This is a genomic window from Streptomyces sp. H51, from assembly GCF_035656535.1.
Lineage (GTDB): Bacteria > Actinomycetota > Actinomycetes > Streptomycetales > Streptomycetaceae > Streptomyces.
On record NZ_JAYMHD010000089.1, the window covers coordinates 19,451 to 38,547 of the forward strand.

At 73.8% G+C, this 19,097-nt stretch carries 15 protein-coding genes; 8 read left to right on the top strand and 7 right to left on the bottom strand.

Annotation, left to right across the window (positions count from 1 at the left end; all coding sequences use genetic code 11):
• Nucleotides 1-513 carry an ATP-binding protein gene (locus tag VKA29_RS36050; RefSeq protein WP_324790377.1) on the bottom strand — a complete coding sequence of 171 codons (513 nt, stop codon included), beginning with the start codon at nt 511-513 and terminating at the stop codon, nt 1-3.
• Nucleotides 514-715: 202 nt separating this feature from the next.
• Between VKA29_RS36050 and VKA29_RS36055 the strand changes: the two genes are divergently transcribed.
• The 5 genes from VKA29_RS36055 (at nt 716) to VKA29_RS36075 (ending at nt 6,077) form a co-directional block, all read left to right on the top strand.
• Complete coding sequence (locus tag VKA29_RS36055; RefSeq protein WP_324790296.1) at nt 716-1,465, top strand: enoyl-CoA hydratase/isomerase family protein; 750 nt, start codon at nt 716-718, stop codon at nt 1,463-1,465.
• Nucleotides 1,466-1,561: 96 nt separating this feature from the next.
• Nucleotides 1,562-2,431 (top strand): SCO6745 family protein, encoded by an 870-nt coding sequence (locus VKA29_RS36060; RefSeq protein ID WP_324790297.1) that lies wholly within the window; start codon nt 1,562-1,564, stop codon nt 2,429-2,431.
• A gap of 74 nt (nt 2,432-2,505) precedes the next feature.
• Entirely contained in the window at nt 2,506-2,637 is a 132-nt protein-coding gene (locus tag VKA29_RS36065; RefSeq protein WP_324790298.1) for an LPFR motif small protein, read from the top strand.
• 98 nt (nt 2,638-2,735) lie between these two features.
• Nucleotides 2,736-5,144: a Tex family protein gene (locus VKA29_RS36070; protein WP_324790299.1), complete on the top strand. Its 2,409-nt coding sequence runs from the start codon at nt 2,736-2,738 to the stop codon at nt 5,142-5,144.
• Nucleotides 5,145-5,288: 144 nt separating this feature from the next.
• The gene (locus VKA29_RS36075) at nt 5,289-6,077 is read left to right on the top strand and encodes a calcium-binding protein (protein ID WP_324790300.1); all 789 of its coding nucleotides are present in this window, start codon (nt 5,289-5,291) and stop codon (nt 6,075-6,077) included.
• On the opposite strand, the gene VKA29_RS36080 is transcribed toward VKA29_RS36075, so the two are convergent.
• The gene (locus VKA29_RS36080; protein WP_324790301.1) at nt 6,074-7,717 is read right to left on the bottom strand and encodes an ABC-F family ATP-binding cassette domain-containing protein; all 1,644 of its coding nucleotides are present in this window, start codon (nt 7,715-7,717) and stop codon (nt 6,074-6,076) included. The two genes, VKA29_RS36075 and VKA29_RS36080, sit on opposite strands and share 4 nt — an antisense overlap.
• A gap of 13 nt (nt 7,718-7,730) precedes the next feature.
• Entirely contained in the window at nt 7,731-8,801 is a 1,071-nt protein-coding gene (locus VKA29_RS36085; protein WP_324790302.1) for an oxidoreductase, read from the bottom strand.
• Between the two features lie 66 nt (nt 8,802-8,867).
• On the opposite strand from VKA29_RS36085, the gene VKA29_RS36090 reads away from it, so the two are divergent.
• Nucleotides 8,868-9,824 carry an FAD-dependent oxidoreductase gene (locus tag VKA29_RS36090; protein WP_324790303.1) on the top strand — a complete coding sequence of 319 codons (957 nt, stop codon included), beginning with the start codon at nt 8,868-8,870 and terminating at the stop codon, nt 9,822-9,824.
• Between the two features lie 10 nt (nt 9,825-9,834).
• On the opposite strand, the gene VKA29_RS36095 is transcribed toward VKA29_RS36090, so the two are convergent.
• Complete coding sequence (locus VKA29_RS36095) at nt 9,835-11,760, bottom strand: Xaa-Pro dipeptidyl-peptidase (protein WP_324790304.1); 1,926 nt, start codon at nt 11,758-11,760, stop codon at nt 9,835-9,837.
• A gap of 198 nt (nt 11,761-11,958) precedes the next feature.
• Here VKA29_RS36095 and VKA29_RS36100 point away from each other — a divergent pair, with 198 nt between their 5' ends.
• Nucleotides 11,959-13,446 (top strand): M1 family metallopeptidase, encoded by a 1,488-nt coding sequence (locus VKA29_RS36100; protein ID WP_324790305.1) that lies wholly within the window; start codon nt 11,959-11,961, stop codon nt 13,444-13,446.
• 105 nt (nt 13,447-13,551) lie between these two features.
• Here VKA29_RS36100 and VKA29_RS36105 read toward each other — a convergent pair whose 3' ends face one another.
• A complete protein-coding gene (locus tag VKA29_RS36105; RefSeq protein WP_324790306.1) occupies nt 13,552-14,505 on the bottom strand; it encodes a PfkB family carbohydrate kinase in 954 nt (317 codons plus the stop codon).
• Between the two features lie 154 nt (nt 14,506-14,659).
• Here VKA29_RS36105 and VKA29_RS36110 point away from each other — a divergent pair, with 154 nt between their 5' ends.
• Nucleotides 14,660-15,373, top strand: coding sequence for a MerR family transcriptional regulator (locus VKA29_RS36110; protein ID WP_324790307.1), 714 nt, complete (start codon nt 14,660-14,662; stop codon nt 15,371-15,373).
• 8 nt (nt 15,374-15,381) lie between these two features.
• Here the strand turns inward: VKA29_RS36110 and VKA29_RS36115 are convergent, their stop codons facing one another.
• Both VKA29_RS36115 and VKA29_RS36120 read right to left on the bottom strand, forming a co-directional pair.
• Nucleotides 15,382-16,716 (bottom strand): glycoside hydrolase domain-containing protein, encoded by a 1,335-nt coding sequence (locus VKA29_RS36115; RefSeq protein WP_324790308.1) that lies wholly within the window; start codon nt 16,714-16,716, stop codon nt 15,382-15,384.
• A 182-nt stretch (nt 16,717-16,898) separates the two neighbouring features.
• The gene (locus VKA29_RS36120; RefSeq protein ID WP_324790309.1) at nt 16,899-19,094 is read right to left on the bottom strand and encodes a 3-hydroxyacyl-CoA dehydrogenase NAD-binding domain-containing protein; all 2,196 of its coding nucleotides are present in this window, start codon (nt 19,092-19,094) and stop codon (nt 16,899-16,901) included.
• Nucleotides 19,095-19,097 lie beyond the last annotated feature (3 nt).

Genomic DNA, 19,097 nt, shown 5'->3' on the forward strand with positions numbered 1-19,097 from the left:
TCAGCGCCCCCGGACCGGCCCGAGCGGCAGGGCGGCCCAGATCACCTTGCCGCCGCTCGCGGTGTGCGCGACCTCGCACGCGCCGCCCGCCTCCCGGGTGATCTCGCTCACCAGCAGCAGCCCGCGCCCGCCGGTACGGCCGTGGTCGGTCTCCAGGGCGGTGGGCCGGTAGGGGTGGTTGTCCTCCACGGACACCCGGATCCACTCGGCGCCCACGGCGACCTCGACGGCGAGCACGGGCGAGAGCAGCGCCGCGTGTTTGACGGCGTTCGTGACCAGTTCCGAGACGATCAGCAGCAGGCCCTGCACCAGGTCGTCGGAGGCGGGCACGCCCTGGCGGCGCAGCAGGTCCCGCACGGCGTGCCGGGCCTGCGGGACCGACGCCTCGACGGCGGGAGCGGTGAACCGCCAGACGCCCTCGTACGGCATGGGGCCGCCGGGCGGCCGCGGCGCGAGGGACTCCAGCGCGCCGTCGCGGTGGCGCGGGCCGAAGCCGCGCCCGTGGTCGTCCATCGTCCGGTCGCCACCCTCGCCCTCGATTGTCACCACGCGTCCGAGTGTTGGTAACGCCACACTCCGCTTCGGACGACTGACCAGAAGTCAGCAGATATCGAACACTTCTGACCGCTCACGCACGGCATGACCACCTCCCGGACCGATCCTGCTCGCACCCCTTACCGATCGAGCAGCCGTCGGGGCGGCTAGCATCCGGCCCATGGAGCCCCAGCTGCTGCACGACGTCACCGACTCGGTCGCCACCGTCGTCATCCACCACCCGGCCAAGCGCAACGCCATGACGGCCGCGATGTGGGCCGCCCTGCCGCCGCTGCTGTCCGCCCTGGCGGACGACCCCCGGGTGCGGGCGCTGGTCCTGACCGGCGAGGGCGGCACGTTCTGCGCCGGGGCCGACATCTCCACCCTGCGCGGCTCGCCCGCCGAGGCGCAGGAACTCGCGGTGCGCGCCGAGGAGGCCCTCGCCGCCTTCCCCAGGCCGACGCTGGCGGTGATCCGCGGGCACTGCGTGGGCGGCGGATCGCAGCTCGCGGCGGCCTGCGACCTGCGGTTCGCCGAGTCGGGCGCGCTGTTCGGCGTCACACCGGCGAAGCTCGGGATCGTCTACCCCTCCTCCTCCACCCGGCGGCTGGTGTCGCTGGTCGGGCCGGCGACCGCCAAGTACCTGCTGTTCTCCGGCGAGTTGATCGACGCGGGGCGGGCGCTGCGCACCGGCCTGGTGGACGAGGTGCTGCCCGGGGACGAACTGGCCGGCCGGGCGGCGGAGTTCACCCGCGTCCTGGCGTCCCGCTCGCAGCTGACGCAGGCCGCCGCGAAGGAGTTCGCGAACGGCCGCACGGACCGGGACGCGTACTGGACCGAGCAGGCCCGCGGCAGCGGCGACACCGCGGAGGGCGTCGCCGCGTTCCTGGAGCGCAGGCAGCCGCGCTTCTCCTGGACCACGGCAGGATGAAGCGGCCGCCGGCGCGGAACCTCCGCCGGCCCGCCTTTCCCGCCATCCGGCTCCCGCCCCTGGAGGGCGTACCAACCAGTCGGTAGCGTGCACGGTATGACTACTGCCGTTCTCGAGCCGCTCGCCGGCCGCCGCTGTCAAAACGTCCTGAACTCCCTGCACGCGACGCACTACTTCTCGCCGGACCTGGGCAGGGAACTGGCCGCCCTCGGCATCACCCACCCCAAGGCGGTCAACTTCGCCGTGCGGGCGGCGGCCATGGGCGCCGTCGGGCCGGGCACGGTGGCCGCGGCCTTCCACAACTACAAGTACGAGCTGGTGGCCCGGCACGTGCCCGCCGTGTGGGAGACCGCCGCGCCCGAGAAGGTCCTGGCGGCACGCGCGCGTGCCGTCGACACGACGCTGCGCCGGCTGCTGGGCGAGGAGGCCGTGGCGTCGCCGGAGATGGCGGAGGCCGCCCGGCTCGCGCTGCGGGCCACCGAGGCGTGTTCGCGAGCGGGCCGGCCGCTCTACGCGGCGCACGCCGACCTGCCCGTCCCCGACGAGCCGCACCTGGCCTGCTTCCACGCGGCCACACTGCTGCGCGAGCACCGGGGCGACGGACACATCGCCGTGCTGATGTCGGCGGGCCTCGACGGCCTGGAGGCGGTGGTGACGCACACCGCCACCGGCAAGGGGATGACGCCGAAGTGGGTGTCCGTGACGCGCGGGTGGAGCCAGGAGGACTGGGACGCGGCCGCCGACCGGCTGCGCGAGCGCGGGCTGCTGGACGCGGACGGCGAGCTGACCGAGCGGGGCGTCGCCCTGCGCACCGAGATCGAGACGGAGACCGACCGGCTCGACCGGGCGCCGTACGAGCACCTGGGCGCGCCCGGCGTCGCGCGTCTGACCGAGCTAGGCACGGCCTTCGCGGGCGCGGCCTTCGCCGCGGGGGCTTTCCCCGCGGACCTGATCGGCAAGCGCTGACGCATGTCCGGCGCTCGCCGAGGTACCCGTACCTCGCCCGGCCGCGAGGGCCGGGCGAGGGAAAGGGGAGACACGTGTTCCGAGCGATCGCTGACGTCCTGCGGCAGATCGGTGGCGCCGTCGCCACCGTGGTGACGCTGCCGTTCCGCGCGGTGGCCCGCCTCTTCGGCGGCGCCTCCTCCACCGCCCGCGGCCGCGGCGCCTGACCGCGCCGCCCGGCCCGCCGGGTGCGCCCTGATCCCCGAGTGTCGGTGCCGCCTGCCACAATTGCCGCGCAACCTCAGTGAGAAGGCGGTACGGGATCGTGACGACACCCCTCGTAGGCTCCATCGAAGGCAGGATCGCCGAGGAGCTCGGCGTACGGGAGCGGCAGGTCAGGGCCGCCGTGGAACTGCTCGACGGCGGTTCCACGGTGCCCTTCATCGCCCGCTACCGCAAGGAAGCGACCGAGATGCTCGACGACGCGCAGCTGCGCACGATCGAGGAGCGGCTGCGCTATCTGCGGGAGCTGGAGGAGCGGCGGGCGGCGATCCTGGATTCGGTGCGCGAGCAGGGCAAGCTCACCGAGGAGCTGGAGGCCCGGATCCGCGCCGCCGAGACCAAGGCCCGGCTCGAGGACATCTACCTGCCCTACAAGCCCAAGCGGCGCACCAAGGCGCAGATCGCCCGCGAGGCCGGCCTCGAACCGCTCGCGGAGGGGCTGCTGGCCGACCCGACGGTCGATCCGCTCGCCGCGGCCACCGCGTTCGTCGACGCCGACAAGGGCGTGGCCGATCCGCAGGCCGCCCTGGACGGCGCCCGCGCGATCCTGACCGAGCGGTTCTCGGAGGACGCCGACCTGATCGGCGAGGTGCGCGAGCGCATGTGGGTGCGCGGGCGGCTGTCCGCCAAGGTCCGTGAGGGCAAGGAGGAGGCGGGCGCCAAGTTCGCCGACTACTTCGACTTCGCCGAGCCCTTCACCGAGCTGCCCTCGCACCGGATCCTGGCGATGCTGCGGGGCGAGAAGGAAGAGGTCCTGGACCTCGTCATGGAGCCGGAGGAGCCGACCGACGGCCCCTCGTCGTACGAGGGGATCATCGCCCACCGCTTCGGGATCGCCGACCGCGGGCGGCCCGCCGACAAGTGGCTGCTGGACACCGTGCGCTGGGCCTGGCGCACCCGGATCCTGGTGCACCTCGGCCTGGACCTGCGGCTGCGGCTGCGCACGGCCGCCGAGGACGAGGCCGTCCGGGTGTTCGCGGCGAACCTGCGCGACCTGCTGCTCGCCGCCCCGGCCGGCACGCGCGCGACGCTGGGACTGGACCCGGGCTTCCGCACCGGCGTGAAGGTCGCCGTGGTCGACGCGACCGGCAAGGTGGTGGCCACCGACGTCATCCACCCGCACGTCCCGGCCAACCGGTGGGACGAGGCGATCGCCAAGCTGGCCCGGCTGGCGAAGGAGCACGCGGTCGAGCTGATCTCCATCGGCAACGGCACCGCGTCCCGTGAGACCGACAAGCTCGCCGGCGAACTCATCGCCCGGCACCCGGAGCTGAAGCTCACCAAGGTGATGGTGTCCGAGGCCGGCGCCTCCGTGTACTCGGCCTCCGCCTTCGCCTCGCAGGAACTGCCCGACATGGACGTGTCGCTGCGCGGCGCGGTGTCGATCGCTCGCCGGCTCCAGGACCCGCTGGCCGAACTGGTGAAGATCGACCCGAAGTCGATCGGCGTCGGCCAGTACCAGCACGACCTGTCCGAGGTGAAGCTGTCGCGTTCGCTGGACGCGGTGGTGGAGGACTGCGTCAACGGCGTCGGCGTCGACGTCAACACCGCGTCGGCGCCGCTGCTCGCCCGCGTCTCCGGCATCACCTCCGGCCTCGCCGAGAACATCGTGGCGCACCGGGACGCCAATGGCCCCTTCACCTCCCGCCAGGAGCTGAAGAAGGTGTCCCGCCTGGGCCCGAAGGCGTACGAGCAGTGCGCGGGCTTCCTGCGCATCCGCGGCGGCGACCCGCTGGACGGCTCCAGCGTGCACCCGGAGGCGTACCCGGTGGTGCGGCGGATGGTGAAGACGACCGGGCAGGACGTCGCCGCGCTGATCGGCAACACGTCGGTGCTGCGGTCGCTGCGGCCGGACGACTTCGTCGACGAGACGTTCGGTCTGCCGACCGTGACCGACATCCTGAAGGAACTGGAGAAGCCGGGCCGTGACCCGCGTCCGGCGTTCAGGACGGCCGTCTTCAAGGAGGGCGTGGAGAAGATCTCCGACCTGTCCTCCGGGATGATCCTGGAGGGCGTGGTCACGAACGTGGCCGCCTTCGGCGCCTTCGTCGACGTCGGCGTCCACCAGGACGGGCTGGTGCACGTCTCGGCGATGTCCAGGACGTTCGTCAAGGACCCGCGGGACGTGGTGAAGCCGGGCGACATCGTCAAGGTGAAGGTCCTCGACGTCGACATCCCGCGCAAGCGCATCTCGCTGACGCTGCGGCTCGACGACGAGGCCGCCCCGCAGGACGGGCGGCCGGGCGACGGGGGCGAGCGGCGCCAGCGCGGCCAGCGCCCGCCGCAGCAGCGCCGCCAGGGCGGTGGCGGCGGCGGCCAGGGCCGGAGCGGCGGCGGCCAGGGCCGGGGTGCCGGTCAGGGCTCCCGCCAGGCGCCCGCGCCGGCGAACAGCGCGATGGCCGACGCGCTGCGGCGGGCCGGGCTGGTCGACCCGAAGAAGCGACAGCGCTGACCGGCGGGGGCCGGGGCCGGGCGGGTCACGCCGTCCGGCCCCGGCCCCGGGAAGCCGTGTTCCCGAGGCGGCCGGATCACTATGATGCGACCGGCTTCGGCCTCTGCCTGTTTCCGGGCGGAACAACTCACCTTGTGGGGACACATGTTCAGACGTTCCGCCGTCGCGGCCCTGTCGGGCGCGATGGTTCTGTCCGCCCTCGCCACGACGGCCGCCCGGGCCGATTCCGGTACGGGAGACACCCAGGTCCTCCTGGCCGTCGTCAACGGCGGCCAACCGGTCGTGCTGGGCGCGACGGCGAAGAAGACGGTCACCCTCAGCATCAGCGCCACCGACGACTCCGGCATCAAGGACGCCTACGGCTGGCTCTACCACGGCTCCTTCGACGACCCCGACGGCTTCGCGGGCCCCGGTTCCGACACTCCGCTGACCTGCGCCCCGGTCTCCGGAAGCGGCACCACCTCCACCTGCACCGCCGACATCACCATCGACCCGAACGCGATGCTGATCAACGCCGACGCGGGTACCTGGCACATCTGGACGTCCGTGGACGCCAACGACTTCGACTACGTCGACAAGGACAGCGCGGGCACCTTCGTGATGAAGCGCGCCGGCCGGCTGACCGTCGACGCCACCCCCGAGCCGGTGGCCAAGGGCGGCGTCCTCACCGTCAAGGGCGCGCTGACCCGCGCCGACTGGGGCAAGGGCGGCACCTACAGCGGGTACGCGGGCCAGTCGGTGAAGCTCCAGTTCCGCAAGGCCGGCACCACCACGTACACCACCGTGAAGACGGTGACCAGCGGCACCGGCGGCGCCCTGAAGACCACGGTGACGGCCACCGCCGACGGCTACTGGCGCTGGAGCTTCGCCGGCACCGGCACCACCGGACCGGCCAAGGCCTCCGGTGACTACGTCGACGTGACGGGCGTCTAGGAGGACTCGGTCACCTTGCCGTCCGCCACCTCCAGGCGGCGGGTCACCCGGACCGCGTCCAGCATCCGGCGGTCGTGGGTGACCAGCAGCAGGGTGCCCTGGTAGGCGTCGAGGGCGGACTCCAGTTGCTCGATGGCCAGCAGGTCGAGGTGGTTGGTCGGCTCGTCGAGCACCAGCAGGTTGACGCCCCGGCCCTGGAGCAGGGCCAGCGCGGCCCGGGTGCGTTCGCCCGGGGAGAGCTCCGCCGCGGGGCGCAGCACGTGGTCCGCCTTGAGGCCGAACTTGGCCAGCAGGGTGCGGACCTCGACCGGCTCGGTGTCGGGGACGGCGGCGCAGAACGCGTCCAGCAGGGCCTGCGGACCGTGGAACAGCCTGCGGGCCTGGTCGACCTCGCCGACCAGGACGCCGGAGCCCAGGGCGGCGTGCCCGGCGTCCAGCGGCACCCGGCCCAGCAGGGCGCCGAGCAGCGTCGACTTGCCGGCGCCGTTCGCGCCGGTCACCGCCACCCGGTCCGCCCAGTCGATCTGCAGGGACACCGGCCCGAAGGTGAAGCCGCCGCGCCGCACCTCGGCGTCCCGCAGGGCGGCGACCACCGCGCCGGAGCGCGGCGCCGACGCGATCTCCATCCGCAGCTCCCACTCCTTGCGCGGCTCCTCGACGACCTCCAGCCGTTCGATCATGCGCTGGGTCTGCCGGGCCTTCGCGGCCTGCTTCTCGCTGGCCTCGCTGCGGAACTTGCGGCCGATCTTGTCGTTGTCGTTCCCGGCCTTGCGGCGCGCGTTCCTCACGCCCTTGTCCATCCAGGAGCGCTGCGTCTGCGCCCGGTCCTGCAGCGCCGCCCGCTTGTCGGCGTACTCCTCGTAGTCGTCGCGGGCGTGCCGGCGGGCGGTCTCGCGCTCCTCCAGGTAGGCCTCGTAGCCGCCGCCGTAGAGGGTGATCTGCCGCTGCGCCAGGTCGAGTTCGAGGACCTTGGTGACCGTGCGGGCGAGGAACTCGCGGTCGTGGCTGACCAGCACGGTGCCGGCCCGCAGGCCGGTCACGAAGCGTTCGAGGCGTTCCAGCCCGTCCAGGTCGAGGTCGTTGGTGGGCTCGTCGAGCAGGAAGACGTCGTAGCGGGACAGCAGCAGGGAGGCGAGCGAGGCGCGGGCCGCCTGGCCGCCGGACAGGGATGTCATCGGCTGGTCCAGGTCCACGGTCAGGCCGAGGGACGCGGCGACCTCCTCGGCCCGCTCGTCCAGGTCGGCGCCGCCGAGGCCGAGCCAGTGCTCCAGGCTGGTGGCGTAGGCGTCGTCGGCGCCGGGCGCGCCGTCGACGAGGGCCTGCGTGGCCTCGTCCATCGCGCGCTGCGCCTCGGCGACGCCGGTACGGCGGCCGAGGAACTCCCGGACCGTCTCGCCGGGCCGCCGCTCCGGCTCCTGCGGCAGGTGGCCGACGGTCGCCGTCGGCGGGGACAGCCGCAGTTCGCCCTCTTCGGGCGTGAGCAGCCCGGCGAGCATCCTGAGCAGCGTGGACTTGCCCGCGCCGTTGGCTCCGACCAGCCCGATCACGTCACCGGGCGCGACGACGAGGTCGAGCCCGGCGAACAGGGAGCGGTCGCCGTGCCCGGCGGCGAGGTTCTTGGCGACGAGGGTGGCAGTCATCAGGCCCTCGATCCTAATGTCTCGCCCGGTCCCCACCGTTCTCGCCGCCGTCCCGCCCGTCTCCGCGGGTCACCGGCGCCACCAGCACGTTCCCCGCGGTGCGCGCCACCACGAAGGCCTCCCCCTTCACCGCCCCGGTGTCCAGGGGGACGCGGTGGCCGCCCGCTTCGAGGACGCCGTCGAAGACGTCGACGGTGCGGGTGCGGTTGAGGCGGTCCAGGCGGTACGCGGTCAGCCGCACCCGGCACGGCGAGGTGACCTCGACGCGCGCCTCGCCGCCGGAGACCGCCAGGCCGGTCAGCCGGCGCCGCTCCACGGGGCCGCGGTCCAGGGCCTGTTCGATCTGGGCGACGAGGACGGGGACGACCGGCGCGAGAGCGGCGACGCAGGCCACGTCGACGCCGGCCCGCTCGAAGCAGCGGCGCACGGCGGCGCGCTGCTCCTCGCCGACCGCGCGGCCGAAGACGACGGCGCCGTAGCCGCGGAGTTCCTCGGCGGGCACCCCGTCGGCGTCGTGGGCGATGTCGGCGCCGATGCCGATGGTGCGCAGCGCGGCGGCGAGCCTGGCGAGGACGGCGACGCGGGCGCCGATCAGCAGGACGCGGCGGCGCGTGCCGGGGGCGTCGCCGTCGAGGAGGGCGCCGAGCGCCTGCCGGTAGTCCTCGCCGCGGAACCGGAAGGGCCCTGTGCCGTGGTAGCCGTTGAGCTCCAGGTCGGCCTGCGGGGCGGTCTGCCAGGCGAAGTCCCGCCAGATGTAGTCGTCCCCGTCCCGGTCGATCACGGCGGTGACGGCACCGCACGCGAGGTCCGCGCACTCGGGGCAGCCGTAGATGATGTGCCGGCCGCCGGGCAGCGGTGCCTCGGCCTCCAGCAGCAGGCCGCGGACCTGTTCGGTGAAGATGGCGGGCGGGACGTCTGAGGCGAGCGGGGAGACGGCGTCGAGGTCGGACAGGCGGAACAGCAGGGGGCGCCCGTCGACGACGAAGTCCACGAAGTCCCGGTGGATCTGGTAGGCGCCGTCGGCGAGGACGCCACCGGCCCGCATCGCCGGTGCCAGGCCGAAGGTCGCGTACTCGGCAGACATGCTGTGAGTATTCCCGCCGCGGATCCACTCCGAGCACGGCATGGCACATTCCGTTACCGTCCCCGCATGGAGAGCGGATCGAACAGCGATGTCGTCGTGGTCGGCGCCGGGATCATCGGGCTGACCACGGCCGTGGTCCTCGCCGAGCGGGGTGTGCGGGTGCGGGTGTGGACGCGGGATCCGGCCGGGCGGACCACCTCGGCGGTCGCGGGCGCCCTGTGGTGGCCGTACCGGATCGAGCCGCCGGAGCGGGCCCGCGCGTGGGCCCTGCGGTCGCTGGAGGTGTACGAGGAGTCGGCGGCCCGGCCGGAGACGACCGGCGTACGCATGGTCGAAGGGGTACTGGGCGAGACGGACCTGGACTCCACCGCGGCGTGGGCGGCCACGCGGCTGCCGGGGCTGCGCGCGGCGACGGCCGCGGAGTACGCCGGCTCCGGGCTGTGGGCGCGGCTGCCGCTGATCGACATGACGGCCCATCTGTCCTGGCTGCGGGAGCGGTTGGTGCGGGCGGGCGGAACCGTCGAGGAGCGTACGGTGTCCGCTCTCGCGGAGGCGGACGCCGGGGTGGTGGTCAACTGCACCGGTCTGGGCGCCCGCGACCTGGTGCCGGATCCGTCGGTGCGGCCGGTGCGCGGGCAGTTGGTCGTGGTGGAGAACCCCGGGATCCGCACCTGGACGGTCTCGACCGGCGCCGACGGGGAGATGGCGTACGTCTTCCCGCAGCCGGGCCGGCTGCTGCTGGGCGGCACGGCCGAGGAGGACGTGTGGTCGACCGAGCCGGATCCGGCGGTCGCCGAGGCGATCGTGCGCCGGTGCGCGGCGCTGCGGCCGGAGATCGCCGGGGCGCGGGTGCTGGGGCACCGGGTGGGGCTCAGGCCCGCGCGGGACGCGGTCCGGCTGGAGCGCGGGCAACTGCCGGACGGGCGGGTGCTGGTGCACAACTACGGGCACGGCGGGGCGGGCGTCACGGTGGCCTGGGGCTGCGCCGAGGAGGCGGCCGGGCTGGCGTGCCCGGCCGCCTGAGCGGCGGGCGCTACGGGACCCGCTGCGGGGTGTGCCGCGCCCGCGGTCCGTGGGTCGCCGCGGGCGCGTGCGGTGCGGTGCCGGAGGTGGCGCGGGCGAACGCCGCCGCGCCGCCGACCAGGGGAACGCGGGCGGAGGTGCCGGACAGGTCGAGGGTGAGCGCCGGGGTGTCGGCGGGCGGGTCGACGAGGTCCTTGTCGGTGCCCGCGACGATCAGGGCGAGGCGGTGGCCGGCCGGGACGACGTGGTCGGTGGCGGCGAGGTCGACGGTGATGGTGTAAGCCCTGCCCGGCGTGAGCGGGACGCCCTTGCGGCCGGAGGCGTAGGTGCCGAGGTCGGCCCAGCCGCGGCTGAACACGGTGTGGGCGACGTCGGCCGTCTTCGCCCGCGTCTCCTTGTAGCAGGCGCTGTCGGCCGCGGTGCTCGCGCCCCAGCAGGTGCGGTCGGTGAGGGTGGTGATGCCCTCGCCGGCGTCGGCGTAGTCGCGGACGGTGTCGGGGCCGAGGTCGACCAGGACGGCGGAGAGGTGGGCCGTCGGGGTGGTCGGGGTGGCGGTGACGGTGACGCGGGAGGAGCCGGACAGGCGCAGGTCGCGGCTGAGCGGCCGGGTGACGAAGCCCGCCTTGTCGGGGGTGGTCCGGTCGATGTCGGCGGCCCAGTCGGTCTCGTCGCGCGCCGGGTCGTCGGTGAACGTCTCGGTGCCGGAAGCGGTGGCCGGGCCGAGGGTGCCGACGCCGGGCTCGCTGCCGCGGGCCGGGTGCAGGGTCGTGGCGGCGGTGCCGCGCGGCGGCCAGGTCTTCGAGGTGGTCCACTGGTCCGGGTGGCGTTCCACGTCGGCCATGGGCTCGCGGTCGACGCCGTTGTCGTAGCCGAGCAGTTCGTGGTCGAACCAGCGGTGCAGGGTGTCGACCCAGGCCGCGCGGCGGAAGTCGAACGGGTCGACGTGGCCGGTCTGGGAGAGCCAGATCTTGCGCTGGACGCCGTGCCGGGCGAGGGCGTCCCACCACTGGCCGAGGTGCTTGGTGCGGACGTTGAGGTCCTGCATGCCGTGGACCAGGAAGACGCTGGCCCTGACCTTCGAGGCGTCCTTCACGTAGTCGCGCTCGGTCCACAGGGGCGTCCAGTCGCCGGTGCGCGGGGCGCCGTCGACGAGTTTCCGCTGGACGGCGGCGCACCTGGCGCGGGCTTCGGGGCTGTCGACGTAGTCGGACAGCCAGTCGGGGCCGGAGTCGTACAGCGGGGCGCCCTGCTGGAAGTAGTAGTCGTACCAGGAGGAGATGGCGCTGATCGGGACGATCGTCTTCAGGCCCTCGACGCCGGTCGCGGCGACGCCGTTGGCGATGGTGCCGTCCCAGCTCTTGCCGATCATGCCGGTTCTGCCGTTGCTCCAGTCGGCGCGGGCCGGGGTGGTGCCGGTGCGGGTGGTGTAGGCCTTGGCGCGCCCGCCCAGCCAGTCGACGACGGCCTTCGCGGAGCGGACGTCGGAGCGGCCGCCGACGTCCACGCAGCCGTCGGAGCGGTTGGTGCCGGCGAGGTCGACGCCGACGAAGGCGTAGCCGCGCGGGACGAAGTAGTTGTCGTAGAACAGCGGCATCCGCAGGATGTCGCCGTCGGCGTCGTACGTCTTCTTCTGGCTCTCGTTGCCGCGTCCGCAGCAGGAGTAGTAGGGGCTGGCGTCCATGATGACGGGCACCTTGCGGCCCTGCCGGGCGGGTTCGCGGGGCCGGACGATGTCGGCGGCGACGCGGTCGTGCCTGCCGTCGCCGTCGCCGTCGAGCCCGGTGTCCACCCAGACGGCCTCGCGGACGGCGTCCTCGTAGGAGTAGACGGGGCGGCTCTCCCGAGGGGTGGCGTGGGCCGCGGCCGGGGTGAGGAATGCGGCCATCAGGGCGGCGACGGCCGCCGCCGCGAGCGGTCTCCAGGTCGTGAAGCGCATGCGCGGACGCTACATCGGTCAACTCCAGCGAAAAAGACGGCAATCGGACGAACGAAGGGGCAGGTGACGCCGGTGGGCCGGTCGGTTCGTGACGGCCGGATGGCGATCGTGTGGCGGAGGGCGCCGTGGACAGGTTCGTGTCCCCAGGGACTCAATAGGCTCGAACAGACCCAGTGTTCCTACGACTTGGAGCCTTTCGTGCACCGCAGAATCATCGCGCCGGGCGCACTCGCTGCGGCCTTGTTGTTGCTGGCGATCCCGGCATCGGCCGCGAGCTTCTCCCCCGGCGCTCCGGGCATCGGCGACCCCTACTACCCGGCCTACGGCAACGGCGGATACGACGTCTCCCACTACGACCTGAGGCTGCGGTACCAGCCCACGACCGACGAGCTGGAGGGCACGGCGACGATCCTGGCGCGCACCACCCAGGACCTGTCCCGGTTCGACCTGGACTTCCTGCTCGACGTGAGCGAGGTGCGGGTCAACGGCGCCAAGGCCGCCTTCGCCGCCTCCGGCCCGCACGAGCTGGAGATCACCCCGAAGACGCCGCTGCCCAAGGGCACGCCGGTCACCGTGGTCGTCCGCTACAGCGGAGTGCCGTCCACGAAGAGCGCGTACGGCTTCTCCACCTGGCACCGCACCCCGGACGGAGCGGTGGCGGCGGACGAGCCGGAGGCGGCCTGGTGGTGGTTCCCCAGCAACGACCACCCGCTCGACAAGGCGACCTACGACGTGTCGGTGGCCGTGCCGGACGGCACCCAGGCCATCTCCAACGGCACCCTGCAGTCGACGAGTTCACGCCTGGGCTGGACCCGGTGGAACTGGCGCGAGAACAAGCCGCAGGCGACCTACCTCACCACGCTGGCCGTGGGCCGGTTCGACATCACGACCAGCGCCTCGGACGGCGGGGTGCCCGTCGTCAACGCCTACAGCAAGGACCTCGGCGACAACGACGGCGCCGCGCGGGCGAGCGTCGAGCGCACCGGGGAGCTGGTGGACTGGCTCAGCGGCTATTTCGGGCCATATCCGTTCGCCTCGGCCGGCGGGTACGTGCCCAACACCACCACCAGGTTCGCGCTGGAGACGCAGACCCGCGTCTACTACAGCCCGCGGCAGTTCGCGAACGGCTCGAACACCTCCGTGGTCGTGCACGAGCTGGCGCACCAGTGGTACGGCGACTCGGTGTCCCTCAAGGGCTGGAAGGACATCTGGCTCAACGAGGGCTTCGCGCGGTACGCGCAGTGGCTGTGGTCCGAGCACGAGGGCGAGGGCACCACGCGGGAGCTCGCCGACTACGTGTACGCCTCGCACCCGGCCGACGACCCGTTCTGGACGGTCGCGCCCGGCGATCCCGGCCCCGACAACCAGTTCTCCGCCGCCGTGTACGACCGGGGCGCGCTGGCCGTGCAGGCGCTGAGGGAGGAGGTCGGCGACGACGCGTTCTTCGCGATCCTGAAGGGCTGGCCGCAGGAGCACGCCTACGGCAACGCCTCGGTCGCCGACTTCCGGGCCTACGCCGAGCGGGTCTCCGGCAAGTCGCTGTCCGCGCTCTTCGACACCTGGCTGTTCGAGCCGTCGAAGCCGGCGGCGCCCGCGGCGCGGGACGCGTCCCTCGCCCGGCCGTCGGCGGCCGTGGCGCAGCCGAAGTCGTGGAAGAAGATCGCGGCCACGAACGACGTGCACTGAGCCGCGGCCGCGGTTCCCCGCCGGGCCGCCCGGGCCCGGCGGGGGCCCACCGGGGCGCCGGGCCCGGCGTGCCCGGCCCGGCGCGCCTACCGGGCCCGGCGTGGCCTATCCAGGCGTCCGGCCCTGCGGGGCCCGCAGCGGGGCCGGGTCCGCCGGGTGCGGGCCGGCGGCCCTGGTCAGGAGTTCGTCACGGCTGATCGCCTCCGTCCGGGTGGCCGGCACCGTGCAGGCGTGCGCGCCGGCCACCGCGCCGTACAGGGCGCAGCGCCGCGGCGGCTCGCCGGGCAGGTGGCCGAAGAGGAACGCGGCGGCGAAGGCGTCGCCGGCGCCGTTGGAGTCCACCACCGCGGCGGGCGGCGCGACGGCCGGTACGCGGGTCAGCTGCCCGTCCGCGAGCAGGTGGGCGCCTTCGGCGCCGGCCGTGGCGACGACGATCCGGGCCCGGCCCCGCTCCGCGATGCGGCGCATGGTCCGCTCCGGGTCGCCGAGCGCGGCGGCGGACAGGAAGACCAGGTCCGACCGGTGGGCGAACGGCTCGTGGTACGGGTTCTCGCCGTCCCAGTCGTGCAGGTCGGTGGAGACGGTCACCCCGCACTCGCGCAGCAGCGGCAGGGCGTGCGCGCACGGGTGGGTGATCGCGACGTGGGCGTGGCGGCTCGCGCCGGCCAGGGCGCGCAGCTCCGGCTCCGGGAACCGGTCGTCGTCGTGCCCGCGGGTCCCGTCGTACAGCGACAGGCGCCGGCCGTCGGGGCCGACGAGGTTGACCGCGCGTCTGGTCCCGGCGGGCTGCGGCACCGCGGTCAGCGGGACGCCCCGCTCCTCGTGCAGGGCGCGGACCAGGTCGCCCTCGGGGTCGTCGCCCAGCGAGTCGAGGTGGTGGGTGCGCAGGCCGAGCGCGGCCAGGCCCAGGGCGACGAAGTCGCCGGTCTGCCCGGCGCGGGTGTGGATGCCGGAGTCGATCAGGTAGCTGTCGGCGTACGGGAGCGGCAGCGCCGGCACGCGGATCACGGTGTCCACGCCCGCGCCGCCCAGGACGAGCACGTCGATGTCCCGGCTCACGCGGGCTCGCCCCCGGCGCGGGTGATCTCTGCCATGGGCCCACCCCAGGCCCTGCCGGTGACCGGCGACAGGAGACCGGCGGTGCCCGGCCGGCTCGGTACCGGCGCGGCCCGCGAGGTTTCGCAGTACTGGTGTGACAGCGATACTGCTGCACATGACGACCGACGCCGAGGAGCCGACGCTCACGATCGACGAACTGGCCGCGCGGGCCGGGATCACGGTCCGCACGGTCCGGTTCTACAGCACCAAGGGGCTGCTGCCGCCGCCGGTGATCGGTCCTCGGCGGGTGGGCCGCTACGGGCCGCGGCACGTGGCCCGGCTGGCGCTCATCGAGGAGTTGCAGCGCCAGGGCATGACGCTGGCCGCGATCGAGCGCTACATGGGGCAGCTGCCGCCGGACCTGAGCCACCGGGACCTGGCCATCCACCGGGCCGTGGTGGCCTCCTGGGCGCCGGACGCGGTGGAGACGCTGGCCCCCGAGGAGTTGCGGCGCCGGGCGGGGCGGCCGCTGGACGAGGACGACCTGGAGCGGCTGGCGGCCATGAACGTCGTCCGGCCCGACGGGGACGGCTACCGCGTCGACTGCGGTCAGCTCCGGCTCGCCGTGGAACTGCTGGACGTGCCGCTGTCCCACGACGCCATCCTCGCGGCCCGGTCGGTCCTGGTGGAGCACTCGCGGGCGGCCGCGCGCGAGCTGTCGCGGCTGTTCCGGGGCGAGGTCTCCGAGCGGGACCAGCAGGACGTGAAGACGCTCTCCGCGCACATGCAGCCGCTGGTGGTGCAGGCCCTCCTGACGACGTTCCAGCGGTCGTTGAAGGAGGAGCTGCACCAGTGGCTGTCCGAGCCGCGGGAGGGCCGGCCCGTCTGAGCCGGCGCTCAGCAGCGGGGAGCGGGCTTGCCGTAGGTCGCGGTGCTGGGGGTCGCCACGTAGCGGTCGGAGACGTAGTGGCCGTTGTCCAGGCGGTCCCAGATGTTCGTGGTGCCGACGGTCGAGCCGGTGCGCCGGCAGGTGACCCAGGCCAGGGCGCCGCCCGGTGAGGTGCCGACGGCCGGGTAGCCGGTGCCGGGGCCGCTGCGTTCGGTCAGCCCGGCCGGGGCCGTCACCTGGTACGGGTAGGCGCAGCGCGGCAGGGGCGCGCTGTAGCCGGTGCCGGAGGGGGTGCTGACGTAGCGGTCGGAGACGTAGGCGCCATTGGCCAGCCGGTCCCAGACGGACGTGGTGCCGACCTTGCCGCCGGGTGCCTGGCAGACCACCTTCAGGGCGGAGCCCGGCGCGTACGTCGCGGCGATCGGGTAGCTGGTCGCGGGGCCGGTGCGGGCGTTGAGCGGGGCGGTGCCGGTGACCTGGTAGGGCAGGGCGACCGTGGCGACGGGCGCGTCGAGGCGGTCGGTGTCGATGTTCAGGGTGACACCGCCGTACGTCTCGTCGTGGCCGCCGCGGAACTGCTTGGCGCGCTGGTGCACGGCCCATTTGGCGTCGGCGACGCCGGACCAGCCCTTGAGGGAGTCGACGCCGTCGTAGCGGGCGATCCACAGGGCGTCCGGCCGCGCGTACGCGGTGGAGGTGTACGCGTCGGCGAGCTGCTTGGCGCCGAGGTTGAGGTTCATGTAGACGCCGGAGACGTATCCGACGCGGTGCAGTTCCTTGGTCCAGGAGGAGAGGTACGACAGGACGGCGGTGCGGCAGGCGGTGTCGGTCTGGCTGTAGTGCTCGATGTCGTTGTACAGCGCGCTGCCGGGCAGCATGCCGAGCGCCTTGGCCGCGGTGACGGCCTCCTTGGCAGCGGCGGTGCCCTGGCCGCGGGCCGTCGCCGGGGTGGTGCTGATCTTGTCGTCGGTGGGGCGGGCCCCGCAGGGCGGCTGCAGGCCCTTGTGGACGGGCAGCAGCCGCCACTTCAGCCGGGCCGCGGAGGCCACCCAGGACGAGGTCAGCTCCGGCTGCGCGCAGGTGCGGTTGACGCCCGAGACGTAGACGCCGAGGGCCCGGTACGGGGAGGTGCTCCAGGCCTGCAGCGTGGTCAGCGGCGGGGCGGTGCAGGCGTCGAAGGCGAGGCCGGAGTAGCGGGTCGCGGTGGAGGCCGGGGGATAGGTGACCGGGGTGGCCGGTTCGGCGGCCGCGGCCGGTGCCAAGACCAGGACGGCGGTGCCGCCGAGGACCCAGGCGGACGAGACGGTGAGCAGTCTCCTGAGGACCGGCCGTGGCTGTGACATGACGCCCCCCTGGCGGATTCGACGGGTTCCCGCATCCTCAGGGTGGACGCGCCGCCCGCGCTTCGCCAGGGGCCGACCGGCCCTGCCCGCCCCGCCCGGCGCACGGCACGCCCCCGCCGCACCGGAGGTCCGGGCCGGCGGGGGCGGGGGCGTGGGACGGCCGCGGTGACCGCGGGCCGGGGTCAGCGCGCGTCGGTGAAGGTCTCCCCCTTCTCCGCCTTCTCCACCAGCAGCGCCGGCGGGGTGAACCGGTCGCCGTAGCGCTCGGCGAGCTCGCGGGCGCGGGCGACGAAGCCGGGCAGGCCGACGCCTGCCCCGGCGCCGCCGTCGTAGCCGTTGATGTACTGCAGCACGCCGCCGGTCCAGCCGGGGAAGCCGATGCCGAAGATCGAGCCGATGTTGGCGTCGGCGACGGAGGTCAGGACGCCCTCCTCCAGCAGCCGGACGGTGTCGAGCGCCTCGGAGAACAGCATGCGTTCCTGCATGTCCTCGAAGGGGATCCGGTGGCCGGGCTCGGTGAAGTGTTCGCGCAGCCCCGGCCACAGGCGCAGGCGCTTGCCGTCCTCCCCGTACTCGTAGAAGCCGGCGCCGCCGCTGCGGCCGGGGCGGCCGAACTCGTCGACCATGCGGTCGATGACGGCCTCGGCGGGGTGCGTGGGCCAGGTGCCGCCCGCCTCCTCGACGGCCCGCTTCGACTCGCCCCGGATCTTGCGCGGGAGGGTGAGCGTCAGGTCGTCCATCAGCGACAGGACCTTCGCGGGGTAGCCGGCCTGCGCCGCCGCCTGCTCGACCGACGCGGGCTCGATGCCCTCGCCGACCATCGCGACGCCCTCGTTGATGAAGTGGCCGATGACCCGTGAGGTGAAGAAGCCGCGCGAGTCGTTGACCACGATCGGCGTCTTCTTGATCTGCCGGACCAGGTCGAAGGCGCGCGCCAGCGCCTCCTCGCCGGTGCGCTCGCCCTTGATGATCTCGACCAGGGGCATCTTGTCGACGGGCGAGAAGAAGTGCAGTCCGATGAAGTCGGCCTGCCGTTCGACGCCTTCGGCGAGCGCGGTGATCGGCAGGGTGGAGGTGTTGGAGCACAGCAGCGCGTCCGGCTCGACGATGTGCTGGATCTCCTGGAACACCTTGTGCTTGAGCGCCGGGTCCTCGAAGACGGCCTCGATGACCGCGTCGCAGCCCGCCAGGTCCTGCGGGTCGGCGGTGGGGGTGATGCGGGCGAGCAGCGCGTCCGCCTTCTCCTGGGTGGTACGGCCGCGCGAGACGGCCTTGGCGCACAGCTTCTCGGAGTAGCCCTTGCCCTTGGCGGCAGCTTCGGCGGAGACGTCCTTCAGGACGACCTCGATGCCCGCGCGGGCGCACGAGTAGGCGATGCCCGCGCCCATCATGCCCGCGCCGAGCACGGCGACCTTGCGGACCCGGCGGGGCTCGACGCCCTTCGGGCGGTTGGCGCCGGAGTTGACGGCCTGGAGGTCGAAGAAGAACGCCTGGATCATGTTCTTCGAGGTCTGCCCGGCGGCCAGCTCCACGAAGTAGCGGGCCTCGACGGCCTGGGCGGTCTCGAAGTCGACCTGGGAGCCCTCGACCGCCGCGGCGAGGATGTTGCGCGGGGCCGGGTAGGGGGCGCCGGCGGTCTGCTTGCGCAGGTTGGCCGGGAAGGCGGGCAGGTTGGCGGCGAACTTGGGGTTGGCGGGCGTGCCGCCGGGGATGCGGTAGCCGGGCCGGTCCCAGGGCTGCTGCGACTCGGGGTGGGCGTCGATGAACGCGCGGGCCTTGGCGAGGAGTTCGTCCGGGGTCGCGGCGACCTCGTCGACCAGGCCGTTGTCCAGCGCGCGCCGCGGGTCGTACTGGGTGCCCTGCAGCAGCACCTTCAGCAGCGCGTCGGTGATGCCGAGCAGGCGTACGGTGCGGACCACGCCACCGCCGCCGGGGAGCAGGCCGAGGGTGACCTCGGGGAGCCCGATCTTCGAGCCGGGGGCGTCCAGGGCGACGCGGTGGTGGCAGGCCAGGGCGATCTCGTAACCGCCGCCCAGGGCCGCGCCGTTGATCGCCGCGACGACCGGCTTGCCGAGGGTCTCGATGCGGCGCAGGTTGCGCTTGATGGCCATGCCGCCGTCGAACAGCTCCTGCGCGGTGTCCGGGGTGACCCGGATCAGGTCGCGCAGGTCGCCGCCCGCGAAGAAGGTCTTCTTGGCGGAGGTGACGATCACGCCGCGGATGGCGTCCTGCTCCGCCTCCAGGCGGTCGGTGACCGCGGCGAGGGAATCCCGGAACGCCTGGTTCATGGTGTTCGCGGACTGGTCGGGGTCGTCCAGGACGAGGGTGACGACGCCGGTGTCGTCCTGTTCCCAGCGGATGGTGGTGCTCTCGGTCATGAG